Raw genomic sequence first — 13,409 nt, forward strand, 5'->3', positions numbered from 1 at the left:
GCACGCACCCGCGCGCGTCGCCCTCCTGCCATTGCGCTATCAGTGCAAGCGTTCCGGCAACGGCACGCTGACGCCCGGTTCCGATGCGGACAAGGGCTGCATCGGCTCGGAATTTGCCCGGATGCGACGGCGCAGCACCGCCGTGGGTTCAGCCGGCGCCGCAGCGGGCGCATCACCGCGCCAGGCGTGCGTCATGGCGTCCACCATCAGAGGCAGGTCGCGCAGGCGATGGAACTGGCTACGCAGCCAGCGCGCATCGTTGCCGCTGCGCATGGCATCGTCGCGCAGCGCGGCGATCATGTCGCCCGTGCCCAGCTCTTCCGCCACCGGCATCAGGCGTTGGAACAGCGCACGCAGGTGATCCATCAGGCGCAGACGCTGGCCGTCCGGCGTCACGTAGCTGCCTTGCAGGCCAAAGCGGCAAGCCTGGAAATGGTTGCTGCGGTAGGACAGCCAGGCGTTGTCGCTAGGGTCGTCCTCGCGCATCAGCAGCACGGCCAGGGCCTGCGCGAACGCGGCGATCTGGCAAGCGCGCTCAACGGTCAACGGCGTATCGCAGACGCGGATTTCAACCGTGCCGAATTCCGGCTTGGGGCGGATGTCCCAATACAGGTCCTTGATGCTCTCGGCCAAGCCATAGGCGCGCAACTGCGCCAGATGGGCCTCGAACTGATACCAGTCCTTGACCTCGGGCGGCATATGGCCGGCAAGCGGAAAGCTGTTGACGGCGTTCAAGCGCGAGCAGGAGAACAGCGTGTCCACCCCCTCGCAGTAAGGCGATGAGGCCGACAATGCGATGAAGTGCGGCACGTAGGGCGACAGCCGGCGCAGCAACTTGATGGAGTCGTCGCCGCTTTGAACGCCCAGATGGATGTGCTGGCCGAACACCGTAAATTGACGCGCCAGGTAACCGTACATTTCGGCCAAATACTGGAAACGCGGGGTGTCGGAAATGGAACGCTCTTGCCAGCGCATGAAGGGGTGGGCGCCGCCGCCGGCGACGGACACACCGACCGCATCGGCCGCCTCGACCAGCGCATCGCGCATTTCGCGCATTTCGGCCAACAGGCCCATGGGGTGCTCGTGCACCGAAGAATTCAGTTCGATCATGGACCGCGTGATCTCGGGTTTGACGCGGTCGGCAATGGGGTGATTGGCCATTTGGGCCAGCAGCTCATCAGAGGCTGCGGTCAGGTCAAAACTGCGGGGGTCGATCAGTTGCAACTCTAGTTCGATGCCCAGGGTGTTGGGGGCCGACGAAATGAACGGGATCGGTTCCATTCCGGACTCCTTTGAATGTTTGTATGAGGGGGTGCGCCGTTCGACCTTGAAGCCCGGAGACGTCCCGGGGGGCACTAGACGGCAGCTTGTGAAATGGATGATAGCCGCAGGTTTGTGGCAAAACGATTGAAAATCGTGACATTTGTGTGCAACATCGCGACGCACCTCGTTTTTCCCTCTGAAGATAAGTGAGCAAGCGCTTACAACTCAGGAACGGCGCGGGTCCCCGGCCGATCGGGCGCGCATCGGCAGGAAATATGCGGTTTTCGAGATGGGGTGGGATAACCCTGAAGCGGGTTATCCCTGATCAAAAACGGAGTCCGGCGACCCTTATTTGCGCCAGAAGATGGGCGTGAACAGCACCAGCACCGTCAGCAATTCCAGGCGCCCGATCAGCATGGCGAAGGTGCATACCCAGATCTGGAAATCAGACAGCACCGCAAAACTGCCCATGGGGCCAACCGGGCCCAGGCCGGGCCCCGTATTGTTGATGCTGGCAAAAATGGCCGAGAACGCGGTGATGGGGTCCAGCCCCGACAGCAACAGCAGGCTGGTGAACACGGCGATGGACAGCCCGTAAAACAGCATGAAAGCCAGCACGGACGACATAGTGCGGGTTTCGACGGCCCGGTCGTTGATGCGCACCGGGCTGACGGCATGCGGGTGCAGCATCGTCACCAGCTCGTTGCGCGCCTGCTTGACCAGCAGGATCGCGCGAATCATCTTGATGCCGCCCCCGGTGGACCCGGCCGACGTGGCAAACCCCGACAGCAGCAACATGGTCAGCGGCGCGAACAGGGGCCACTGGGCAAAATCCGTGTTGGCATAGCCGGTGGTGGTGGCCATGGAAATGGTGTTGAACATGCCGTAGCGCAACGCTTCCAGCGGCTCGGCGTAGACGCCCTTGATGTACAGGAACACCGAAATCACCAGGCCAGCGCCCAGCACGACGGCCAGGTACGGAATGGCTTGCGGGCATTGCAGGTACGCGTTTGCGCTGCGCTGCCGGAAGGCATTGAAGTGCGTGGCGAAGTTGATGCCGGCGATCAACATGAAGACCATGGCCACCATCTCGACCGCCACGGAGTCAAAGTGCGCAAAGCCGTCGTCCCAGGTGGAGAACCCGCCCAGGCCCATCGTAGTGGCCATGTGGCACCAGGCTTCGAACCAGGACAGCCCCACCGCGCGGTACGCCAGGAAACACAGGATCGAAAACACGAAATACACCGCGTACAGCGCCTTGGCGGTGCTGGCGATGCGCGGTGTCAGCCGTTCGTCTTTCATGGGCCCCGGGGTTTCGGCCCGCACGACCTGATGGCCGCCCACCCCCAACAGCGGCAAAATCGCCACGGCCAACACCAGGATGCCCATGCCGCCGATCCAGATCAGCGTGGCCCGCCACAGGTTGATGGATGGCGGCAAGGTGTCCAGGTGGGTCAGCACCGTGGCGCCGGTGGTCGTCAGGCCGGACATGGCCTCGAAATAGGCGCCGGTAAACGACAGCGGCAAGCCGGCGCGGTGAAAGTAGAGCATCAACGGGATCGAGGCCAGTAACGGCAGGCCGGCCCACACGGCCGACACCAGCACGAAGCCGTCGCGGGCGCGCAGTTCGCAGCGGCTGCGCCGGGTCAACGCGGCAAGCGTCCCCCCGATGCCCATCGAAATCAGGAAGCCATGCAGGAACGCATCGCGCGCGGCATCGCCGCCCACATAGGCGATCAGCAATGGAATCAGCATGGTGAGCGCGAACATCACCATGGTCAGACCCAATATGTACAGGGTGCCCAGGACGCGTTTCATGACAGCCTACCCGGCGGCGCCCGGCCCACGGCGGAGCTTGAAAAGTGCGTGCATCAGAAAAAGGACGCCGAAACTTGAAACAGCTTTTCCACGCGCGGCATCTGCCGGCGCGACGGGACGAAGACGATCACGTGGTCGTCCGTTTCAATGACGGTATCGGCGTCGGGCAGGATGATTTCGTCGTCGCGAACCAGCGCGCCGATGCTGGCGCCCTTGGGCAGGCTGATCTGACCCACCGGCCGCCCCACTACCTTGGACGTGGACCGGTCGCCGTGCGCGATGGCCTCAAGGGCCTCGGCCACCCCCTGGCGCAGCCGGTGTACGGCGGCCACGTCTCCGCGCCGCACGTGGCGCAGCAGTTCGCTCATCGTGGCTTGCGACGGGGATACGGCGATGTCGATATGGCTGCCCTGCATCAGTTCGCCATAGGCCTGGCGGTTGATCAGCGCGATCACCTTGCGCGCGCCCAGGCGCTTGGCCAGCAGCGACGACATGATGTTGTCCTCGTCGTCGCTGGTCAGCGCCAGCCAGGTGTCCATGTCTTCGATGTTTTCGCGTTCCAGCAGGGCCTCGTCGGTGCCGCTGCCGTGCAGGACCAGCACACTGTCGGGCAACTGGGTCGCCAGGTATTCGCAACGCTTCAGGTCGCGTTCAATGATGCGAACGCTGTATTTTTCTTCGGCCAGCTGGCGCGCCAGCCGCAAACCGATGTTGCCGCCGCCCGCGATCATGACGCGTCGCACGGCGCGTTCGGCATCACGCAACTGGCGCACGGCGCGGCGCGCATCGCGCGAATCCACCACCAGCACGACTTCGTCGCCCGGGGCGATCACCGTGCCGCTGCCCGCTCGCAGCGGCCGCCCGCCCCGCAGCACGTCAATGACACGCGCTTTCACGTCGGGCCAGACGTCGCGCAACTTGTCCACGGGGGAATGCGCCATCGGGCTGCCATGCCCCACGCGCACGGTCACGACGCTGACCCGCCCTTCGGCAAATTCCACGACTTGCAGGGCTTCGGGGAATTCAATCAGGCTATGCAGGTAGGTGGTGACGCTGCGCTCGGGGCTGATCAGCGCGTCAATGCAAAAGCCCTCTTCGCTCATGAGTTCCGGGTGTTCCGGGAACTCAGCGGAGCGAATACGGGCGATGCGGCGGGGGATATTGAACAGCTGGCGGGCGATCTTGCACGCCACCATGTTGGCGGCGTCGGAGGCCGCACAGGCGATGAACAGGTCGGTATCGGCCGCGCCGGCGGCTTCCAGCACCGACACCTGCGAGCCGTCGCCATGGACGACGCGCAAGTCGAAATGTTCCTGCAAATACCGAAGCTGCGTGGGATCGGTATCCACCACGGTGATGTCGTTTTGCTCGGACACCAGGTTTTCGGCCACGCTGGTGCCTACGCGACCAGCGCCCATGATCAGGATTTTCATGTGCTGCGCTTGCGCGCCGACTCGATGCCCAATTGCTTGAGCTTGCGATAAAGGTGGGTGCGTTCCAGGCCGGTGCGCTCGGACACACGCGTCATGCTGTGGCTTTCGCGTACCAGGTGATATTCGAAATAGATGCGTTCGAATTCGTCCCGCGCTTCGCGCAGGGGCTGGTCCAGCGAAATGCTGCCAAGCTGGCCGTTGGACGTGACGGGCACTTCGTTGGCCGGCGCCGTCGTCAACACGGGAGGGTCAAGCTCGTCTTCCAGCGCCACGGCCGGGCTGACCGCGGCCGGATGCACGGCGACGGGCGCCGGGTGCGGGGCGCGCCCACGAGCCAGACCCGCCGCCACGGTCTTGAGCAGCCGTTGCAGCGTGATGGGTTTTTCCAGGAAATCCATGGCGCCGATGCGCGTCGCTTCCACTGCCGTGTCGATGGTGGCGTGGCCGCTCATCATGATCACCGGCATATCGAGCAGCCCTTGCGAGCCCCACTCTTTCAGCAAACTTACGCCGTCGGTGTCCGGCATCCAGATGTCCAGCAACACCAGATCAGGACGCATGCGAAGGCGAGCGGCGCGCGCTTGCGCTGCGTTTTCGGCCAGTTCGACCGTGTGTCCTTCGTCGTAAAGGATCTCCGACAAAAGCTCGCGTATACCAACTTCGTCGTCAACCACCAGAATTCTGGCCATAAAGCATCCCACCTATTGCGTAGCCGCATTATCCTTTTCTTGCGCGGTCGCGTCCATAGTGTCTGCCCCGGTGGTCATCGCCAACCGGGTCAACAAGATGGAAATCCGCGCCCCCCCTTCCTTGCGGTTAGCAAGGTCGATACGCCCGCCGTGCTCTTCAACGATCTTGCGCACGATTGCCAATCCTAACCCAGTCCCGTGGGACTTTGTGGTTACGTAGGGCTCGAACGCGCGCTGCATCACCTGCGCCGGAAAGCCCGGCCCCGTGTCCGCAACGGTAAATCTCAGGGCCTGTTGGTCGGCCCGATCCGGCTGCTCGCTGCGCATCAACTGCGTCGTCACGCTGACCCGCCCCTGGCCGCCCGACTCGGCGATGGCGTCGCGGGCGTTGGACAGCAGGTTGTGAATGACCTGGCGCAGCTGGGTCGGGTCGCCCTCGATCTCGGGCAGGCCCGGTGCCAGCGACACATCCAGATTCAAGGCCTTGCCCGTCGCGCGGGAAACGCCGCCGTCCGGCTCCCAGCCGTATAGCGACAGCACGTCGGCCACCAGCGCATTGAAGTCGATGCGCTGCATGACGGCCGGCGGCGTGCGCGCGTATTCGCGAAAGTCGTCCACCATCTGCTTGAGCGAAGCCACCTGGTTGACGATGGTATTGGTGGACCGCTGCACGATCTGCGCCTCGGCCGGTTGCAGCTTGCCTTCCAGCTTCATGGCCAGCCGTTCGGCGGACAGCTGGATGGGCGTCAGCGGGTTCTTGATTTCGTGGGCCAGGCGACGCGCGACTTCGCCCCAGGCCACGGTACGGTTGGCGGAAATCACTTCGGTAATGTCGTCGAACACCACCAGATAGCCGTTGCCGCGCCCGTCCACGCGCAGATGGGTGCCGCGCGCCAGCAGCGTCAGGGGCTGGGGCGCGGTGGGCGCATCGGCCTGGGCCGGGCCGATCTCGAACTGCTGCTGCCAGTGCTGGCGCTCGGATCCAACCGCCGCGTGCGTCGAGAACGCCTGGCGCACGATGTTCGCAAATTCCAGCATGCCGTCCACGGTTTCCAACGGCCGGCCGATGACCGAACGCAGGTCGACGCCCAAAATCGTCTGCGCGCCCTGGTTGACCGTCGTCACGCGGAACGACTCATCAAACACCAGCACCCCGGACGACAGGTTCGACAGCACGCTTTCCAGATAGACGTTGGACCGTTCCAACTGCTGACGATTGCTTTCCACCATGCGGCGCGCCTCGTCCAGCTGGCGCGTCATGGCATTGAACGAGCGTGTCAGCTGGCCGACTTCGTCGCGTTCCGGGGGTTCAGGTAGCGGCCGGTAATCCCCCACGCCCACCGCCTGCGTGCCGCCGGCCAGACTCAGCAGCGGCCGCACCAGGCGCTTGGATAGGGACAGCGCCACCGCAATAGCGCCAAACGCGGCTAGCAGCAGCGCCAGCGTCAGGGTGATGCCATACAGCTTGCGCAACCCCAGCCGCGACAGGGCCAGTTCCTGATAATCCCGAAAGCCCTGCTGCACCAGATTGGCGTTATGCGCGATCTGTTCCGGCACGGGTTGCAAGAGTTGCAGCCAGCGCGGCTCGGACGTGGCACCCAGCAGATTGTCGTAGCGGTCGGGCCCGGTCAGCGGGATCACGACCCGCAAATGCAGCCCGCCCTCGGCGCCCGGGGTGACGGGGTCGTCGGCTTCGGCCGCGGAATAGCCGCGCGACAGGCGCAACTGATTCATCACGGTGGACGGCGGCATCGCCGGCAGCAACTGGCCGTACTGGCTGGTGGAAAACGCCACCATGCGGCCACTGCCCGTGAAGACCATGGCCTCTTGCACGCCGTTGGCCTCGCGCAGACGGGTCAACGCCAGCGTCACGCCGCTATCGGTATTGCGATTCAGTTCGACGGCCATGGAGCGCGCGCGCGCGTCCAGGTCGGCCAGCAGCGAGTCCAGGGCAGCGCGGCCCAGGTTCAGGCCGGCTTCCAGGGCGGTATCGACCCGCACGTTGAACCAGGATTCGATCGAGCGGGACATGAACTGCACCGACACGGTGTAGATCAGCGCCCCCGGCACGACGCCAATCAAGGCGAAGGCCAACGAAAAGCGCGCGGTCAACCGCGCGCCAAATTGCCGACGCCGGATCTGACGCGCCAAGCGCACCGTCAGCGCCACCACCCAGATAAACAGCGCCAGCGCGAAAATGCCGTTCAGCACCAGCAACGTATCGTAGTAACGCGCAAAGCGCGACGCATTGCCCGTGGACCACGCCAGCAGGCCCAGCAACGCCAGGCCACTTACGGCCCCCACCATCAGGGCCAGCCGAAGCAATAGCCTCATGAGGGATCTTTCTCCTGGTCGCTCAGCATGAACGAGAACTCCGTCCAGGGCGTGCCTTGCGCCCACGAACTGCTATTTAGTGCATTCACCTGGAACGGCCGGGGCAAGAGCGAGGTGTCCAGGCGCAGCCGCAGCTGCCCGCCGTACAGCACGCCGGCGTCAAAATCGGCGGCATCCGCCACCGACCAGTTGCGGATATGGCGGATGACGCTCATGGCGTCGTCCAGCGAGGCCACCGGAAACGAGAGTTCGCCGACGCCCGCGCGCCACTGCCGCGTCAGCGCGTTATAGACGACCCGCCACGTGCGTGAGGTGTCCACCAGCGACTTGTCGAACCAATACCAGCGCTGTTGCGTCATGGTCAGGTCGGCCGTGAAATACAAGGGGACGCCGCGCTGGGCGGCGTCCCGCAACTGCTGGTTCAATTCGAATTCAATGTCGGCATCGATCTCGAGCTTGCCATTGCGTACCGCGGGCTCTACCCGCGTCACCCGGGGCTCGGCGGCATGAACGTCGCCGCCCGGCACGGAACAAAGCAAGGTAGATACCAGCAACAACCCTAGAAATAAACGCGAAATAGTGGACATACGACACCGCAACACCGTCATGCCCCTATTCTTGGTGATTCAGGACTGCTTGGCAAACAAGGCGTAGAAAAAGCCGTCATGTTGCTCGACCGGTGTTGCATCGAGCGCAACTGGCAGCAACTGGCCGGGCGCATCCAGCCGTTGGGCCTCGGGGTGGCGTTGCAGGAATTCAAGCGCCTGGCGCGCCCCTTCGATCGGGAAAACCGAGCACGTCACATAGAGCAGTCGGCCGCCGGGCGCCACGGTCTTCCACAGGGAATCCAGGATCCTGGCCTGCAAGGTGGCGGTGCGCCGCACGTCGTTTTCGCGACGCAGCCAGCGGATGTCGGGGTGGCGGCGCACGATGCCCGATGCCGTGCAGGGCACGTCGGCCAGCACGGCGTCGAAAGGCTTGCCGTCCCACCAGGCGTCCAGGTCGGCCGCATCGGCCGCCTCCAGGCGCACGCGCTTGCTGGCCAGCCCCAGGCGGTCCAGGTTTTGTTCCACGCGTTCCAGCCGTTCGCCGTCGGCGTCCAGCGCGACCAGATCGATATCGGCCAGTTCCAGCAGGTGCGCGGTCTTGCCGCCCGGCGCCGAGCAGGCGTCCAGCACGCGCATGCCGTCAGTGGGCGCCAGCAGTTCGGCCGCCAACTGCGCACCCGCGTCCTGTACCGACCACCACCCCTCGGCAAAGCCGGGCAACTGTGTCACGGGTTTGGGGCTGCCAAGCACCAGGCCGGCCTGACCGACGGGTTGCGCCTCCAGGCCCGCGTCCTGAAACGCCGCCAGGACCTGTTCGCGGCTGGCGCGGCGGCGGTTCACGCGCAGCGTCAGCGGCGCCGGCACATTGGCCGATTCCAGAATCCGCTGCCAATCCTGCGGATACGCGATGCCCAATTGCTTGACCCACCAACCCGGGTGGTTCCACTGCGCCTCGGGGCTGTCGGCCACCGCAGCGTCAAGCGCCACCCGCTCGCGCAGGAAGCGGCGCAGGCAGGCGTTGAGCATGCCCTTGAACGACGCAAGGCTGCGCGTATTGGACGCCGCCGTCACCGCCTGGTCCACGACCGTGTGGGCCGCATAAACCGGCATGCCCGGCAACTGCGCGGCGGCCTCGCCCTCTTCTTTCAGCAGCGTCAGCGACACCAGCAGCAGCGATTCGAACAACACGCTGGGGTAACGCTGAACCAACTCACGGCCCACGGCATCGGCCCAGCCCAGGTATCGCATCGCATGAAAAGATACCGCCTGGGTCGCCGGGCGCAAGGCAACGCTGACATCGGTCAACGCGTCCGTCAGGGAACGGCCGTCCAGCACACTCTCGACCACCCCCGCGCTGGAAAGAAGTACGGAGGAAAGCGGAGGGGCAAGATGGGGGGAGTCGGAACGCGTGGACATGGTGGGAATTCTGAGAATAAGACCGATATGGTAGCCGGACCTGGACGAATGGCGCTGGCCAGATCAAACTGGCCGCTGCCTAGGAGCCCGCTGTATGTCCACCGCCACCTTGCTGTTGTTCATCCTGGCCTCGGCCGTCGCCATCATCACCCCCGGTCCCACCACGCTGCTTGCCATGAGCAACGGCTCGCGCCACGGCGTGCGCGCCGCCAGCTGGGGCATGGCCGGCGCGGTACTGGCCGACTTGATTCTAGTCGGCTCGGTGGCTTCGGGTTTGGGAGTGGTGCTGGCCGCGTCTGAAGTCGCATTCCAGATTATTAAATGGGTGGGCGCGGGGTATTTGGCCTATCTGGGCTGGAAGATGCTGCGGTCGGATGCTGCGTTGGTATTGCCGTCTGCGGCTACGGATATAGAGCGACCGGCCGGCTTGGCGCTGGGGATGCGCAGTTTTCTGGTGGCGCTGACCAATCCCAAGGCGCTGTTATTCATGTCTGCGTTCTTGCCGCAGTTTATTGATCCTCAGGCACCGCTATTGGCGCAATACGCGATTGTGGCGGGGGTGCTCGCCACGATTAATGTGCTGACGATGCTGGTATATGCGGCGTTGGGTGCGCAGATGGTGCGGGTGTTCAGAGGCTCGGGGTTACGGTGGCTGAACCGAGTTTGTGGCGGCGTGATGATTGGGCTGGCGGGGATGCTGGCGGTTTATCGGCGGGGGGCGGGGTAGGTGGGGGATTACGTTGCTTGGCCAGCCCCTAACTCGCAAACTGCTGCCCGCGTTTCGAATTCACATCAGATCTAGAACGCCCAACGGATGGTGCAATGGCGAAGCCACGTCTTCGCGGCCAGCTCATCAAGCGCCAGCCTCTACGTGCTGCGTCATTTGCCGTACGAATCTCGTGGCTCAGCAAAGCGCAGTTCTCCAAACTTCTCGCACTGATATGAGTACCTCTCAGTGCATCGCTTCAACATCGTACGCGCGAGCTTATTCGCCAGGCTAGCCGCAATTTTCTGCCCTTCTGCTGTAGGGCCGCGATTCGAGAAATCGCGCAGAGATATCCGATACGTTTCTTCGGCCATGGCTCGATATTCTCCAGATACGGCGTCGTACAGACGAATGATGACGCCCACGCTGGGAGGATATTGTTGACAGCCTGCGAATCCATTGGCCCGACCGACGACCACCACGTACCTCGCCCCGATAGACGCTGCGTCCTCTTTCATCGTTGGAGGCCTGACTGTGGGGGCCTCCACAGGGCGGGCTTTAACAGTTGCTTTGACGCCCGCAGCGTCCATAGCATTTGGGAGCTCGCTATTCAACGCCTTGCATACCGCTTCGGCGGCGTACGAGGCAGATTCGAGATCACCTAAAAATGATCATTAACGTAGCGATCAAATCCAACCGTTCGGGCTGGGGAAACCGTTTTCTGGAATTTATTACCTTACAGTAGAAAGCCTGCATTAAAATTCATGCAAAGCATCAAGGTACGTTTGCGTCTGTTCAAAAAAAAAGCAGGTGGATATTTTTTCTACCAACCCACTGCATTCCCCTGCATAGACACTTAGATACTGACGAATGATAGAGGTGCTAGAGCGATAACCTTCCAATTCATCTTGAAGGCTTTCCGATATTTCCATGGCGCTCACTTCATCCTTACTGATTGGATATGCCCAACCTGCCTGCCGTAGCGCTATAAATCACTGCTAAACCGCCATTCTTAGACCACGAAGTCCGACTACCTTAAATTTTACTTTTACCAACCTTCTGGGCTAGGTTATCCAGAGTTTTGCCCCCTACACTCGACATAAGAAAATAGATTTATTAAGTTCACCTTCCACCCGGAATATCTCCCCGCCGAAAATCCCTTGCTCCTGTGTGCGGCCGGCACTAGATCGACGCCCTTGAAAATCAGCCGGATAGATGATCCATGCCATTAAGCACTGAACCAAGCGCGTGAAGCAAATTCGTTGCAAATTCTAGATTTACGCCAATTCGGGTGTCAAATTCAAACACATCTATCCCATTACATATTTCATTTAAAGCAGCATGCAAGACGACGATCTCGTCTCGGCTAAGGCCAACATTCGCCAAATTACGCGAAGAACTAATCATTTCCATAACAATCACCTCAAACCATCAGAGTAAGCTTTCCCATTCACAGGACGGAATGCCGTACCACCATCAACCGCCTTACGGTTTCTAATAACGACTGTGCCACTGACATTATCCCAGTATGCAGTGCGTCCACCACTTAACCCACGAAATGCGGTTGGTTTATTAACGACACTTTCGATATGCAAGGCAAACTGTTCGCGAGTAGTTATGCCAAGATCTTTATATTCGCCCTTCTGAATAACATGCTTTTCAAACGCATGACCGCCAGATATCTCTCGCCCAGTAAGTTGCCCACGGAGCTTCGCGGCATTCGCTAGGCGTGCTGCATCACCTGCGCCCTTTGCAGCAACAGCAATTTCGGCCACCCCAGGTCTAAATAGCCCACGGATGGCAGAACCGATCCCACTCAGTGCCCTGCCACCACTATCAATCGCCAACCCTTCAGCAACACTAGCAGCGATGGTGTCGTGCCAAGTCCCGTCCCGCAGGTCGGGCGTCGCTTGGATCGTAGGAGAACCCGCCGGAACAGCAAGCGGCTTACCCTGCTTATCAAAGAACACGACGTTACCGCTAGCTGTCGCCAGCTGGATTGCTGCGCGGCACAGGGAAGATGCTCGATCTACGCAAGCGCTTGCCAGCTCTTTGTCGCGTTCCGCCGACATGCCGCTCAGCTCCCGAGCCCGATCGCAGCCATCAGGGTTCCTAGGGCCGCAAGAAGCAATCGCCGCATCAAATTGCCGTTGTTCAGACGCCCTGAAACCCTCGGATTTTTGCCCGAAGTAGTTGTTCTCGGTCCCGATCTGGGCGGCGAGGGTCGCAACAGCACTATCTCCACCCAGTGCTACGGTAAGGCCCGCGACGAGACTGGCGACCAGATTGGCTCGTGACTCCTTCTCCCCCGCCGTTACGTCCTTGGCACCTTGCCCCGAAAGACCCTGAATGAGGTTGTTAAGTACGACACTCGCCGCAGCCCCCGCTGCGCCGGCGCCACAATGGCTTCCTTGACCGAAGGCTCCAGCGCAACCAACCAATCCCTGTAATGCCGTCCGCGCAGTCTCACTGTCCAAAGTGTCCGCAATCTGCTTCACCTTGCCGGCGCCTAACGCCTGCAGGTAGTTCGCCGCGGCAGATTGCAAGAATTGCCCCGCACTTCCCGTGACATCTCCCCCCGCGCCTGCTGAAATGGCGGTCACTCCAAGCCGATACGCGCCGTTCGGCCCCCGCTTTGCTGCTTCGTCATACCGGGCCTTGAGATCGTCTTTGAGCGCGGGATCCGTCTCGGCATCCATCGCCTTCTTCGGTGCATCAGCCTCCTTCGCCCGATTCGCCGACATGCCAATAATGTGATCGGCAGGCTAGGCTACGTCCACAGCAAATATCAACGGCAAAAATATTGCGGTGCGAATCACTAATTTTCCACCTATGCTATCGGCGCCCAATAGAGCTCAGATGGGCCATCAGGGCACGAACATATTAATATCGTCTATAGCATCCTCAACTTGCCCTGAAATAGCTACGTCATGCTGATGTCTTCTCAGAGCGGCTAGCACTTTTTCCTTATCAAGCTGGCGATGTACCCGAGCGATATGCCCAAGACCGATCGCCGCAACCCCTTTGATGTCAGAGTTTTCGCTGCGGAGAAATTCTAGGCATTTATTTTGTGCCCATTTGCCATCCTCCCCGTATAGAGAAACGGAAACCAACGCCTCACAAATACTTCTTACATCGCCGGACGCAAACGCTATCTCAGCGTCATTCCTATTAATTTTTGGATAGTCTTTATAATCCACAA

Annotated in this window: 11 protein-coding genes; 1 reads left to right on the forward strand and 10 read right to left on the reverse strand. The window is 61.7% G+C overall.

Annotated elements, in window-relative coordinates:
* Positions 1-39 precede the first annotated feature (39 nt).
* The 7 genes from KYT87_RS27845 to rsmB all read right to left on the reverse strand — a co-directional run bounded on the left by KYT87_RS27845 (position 40) and on the right by rsmB (position 9,501).
* A complete protein-coding gene (locus tag KYT87_RS27845) occupies positions 40-1,281 on the reverse strand; it encodes a YbdK family carboxylate-amine ligase (protein ID WP_046803154.1) in 1,242 nt (413 codons plus the stop codon).
* 330 nt (positions 1,282-1,611) lie between these two features.
* Positions 1,612-3,081 carry a TrkH family potassium uptake protein gene (locus KYT87_RS27850; protein ID WP_046803153.1) on the reverse strand — a complete coding sequence of 490 codons (1,470 nt, stop codon included), beginning with the start codon at positions 3,079-3,081 and terminating at the stop codon, positions 1,612-1,614.
* A 53-nt stretch (positions 3,082-3,134) separates the two neighbouring features.
* The gene (gene trkA / locus KYT87_RS27855; protein ID WP_046803152.1) at positions 3,135-4,514 is read right to left on the reverse strand and encodes a Trk system potassium transporter TrkA; all 1,380 of its coding nucleotides are present in this window, start codon (positions 4,512-4,514) and stop codon (positions 3,135-3,137) included.
* Positions 4,511-5,203, reverse strand: a complete 693-nt coding sequence (locus KYT87_RS27860) for a response regulator (RefSeq protein WP_046803151.1) — start codon at positions 5,201-5,203, stop codon at positions 4,511-4,513. The genes trkA and KYT87_RS27860 overlap by 4 nt, the downstream gene beginning before the upstream one ends.
* A 12-nt stretch (positions 5,204-5,215) precedes the next feature.
* Positions 5,216-7,537, reverse strand: a complete 2,322-nt coding sequence (locus KYT87_RS27865; protein WP_219991343.1) for an ATP-binding protein — start codon at positions 7,535-7,537, stop codon at positions 5,216-5,218.
* A complete protein-coding gene (locus tag KYT87_RS27870) occupies positions 7,534-8,145 on the reverse strand; it encodes a DUF4390 domain-containing protein (RefSeq protein WP_046803149.1) in 612 nt (203 codons plus the stop codon). The genes KYT87_RS27865 and KYT87_RS27870 overlap by 4 nt, the downstream gene beginning before the upstream one ends.
* A gap of 18 nt (positions 8,146-8,163) precedes the next feature.
* Positions 8,164-9,501, reverse strand: a complete 1,338-nt coding sequence (rsmB, locus tag KYT87_RS27875; protein ID WP_219991344.1) for a 16S rRNA (cytosine(967)-C(5))-methyltransferase RsmB — start codon at positions 9,499-9,501, stop codon at positions 8,164-8,166.
* Between the two features lie 94 nt (positions 9,502-9,595).
* Here rsmB and KYT87_RS27880 point away from each other — a divergent pair, with 94 nt between their 5' ends.
* The gene (locus KYT87_RS27880; RefSeq protein ID WP_104142672.1) at positions 9,596-10,228 is read left to right on the forward strand and encodes a LysE family translocator; all 633 of its coding nucleotides are present in this window, start codon (positions 9,596-9,598) and stop codon (positions 10,226-10,228) included.
* Positions 10,229-11,410: 1,182 nt separating this feature from the next.
* Here the strand turns inward: KYT87_RS27880 and KYT87_RS27885 are convergent.
* The 3 genes from KYT87_RS27885 to KYT87_RS27895 all read right to left on the reverse strand — a co-directional run bounded on the left by KYT87_RS27885 (position 11,411) and on the right by KYT87_RS27895 (position 13,407).
* Positions 11,411-11,620, reverse strand: coding sequence for a hypothetical protein (locus tag KYT87_RS27885; RefSeq protein WP_219991345.1), 210 nt, complete (start codon positions 11,618-11,620; stop codon positions 11,411-11,413).
* Between the two features lie 5 nt (positions 11,621-11,625).
* On the reverse strand, positions 11,626-12,906 hold the full coding sequence (locus tag KYT87_RS27890) for a DUF6862 domain-containing protein (RefSeq protein ID WP_219991346.1): 1,281 nt from the start codon (positions 12,904-12,906) through the stop codon (positions 11,626-11,628).
* 168 nt (positions 12,907-13,074) lie between these two features.
* Positions 13,075-13,407 carry a hypothetical protein gene (locus KYT87_RS27895; protein ID WP_219991347.1) on the reverse strand — a complete coding sequence of 111 codons (333 nt, stop codon included), beginning with the start codon at positions 13,405-13,407 and terminating at the stop codon, positions 13,075-13,077.
* Positions 13,408-13,409: the final 2 nt, after the last annotated feature.

The organism is Achromobacter sp. ES-001 (assembly GCF_019448355.1).
Taxonomy (GTDB): Bacteria; Pseudomonadota; Gammaproteobacteria; order Burkholderiales; family Burkholderiaceae_B; genus Achromobacter; species Achromobacter spanius_B.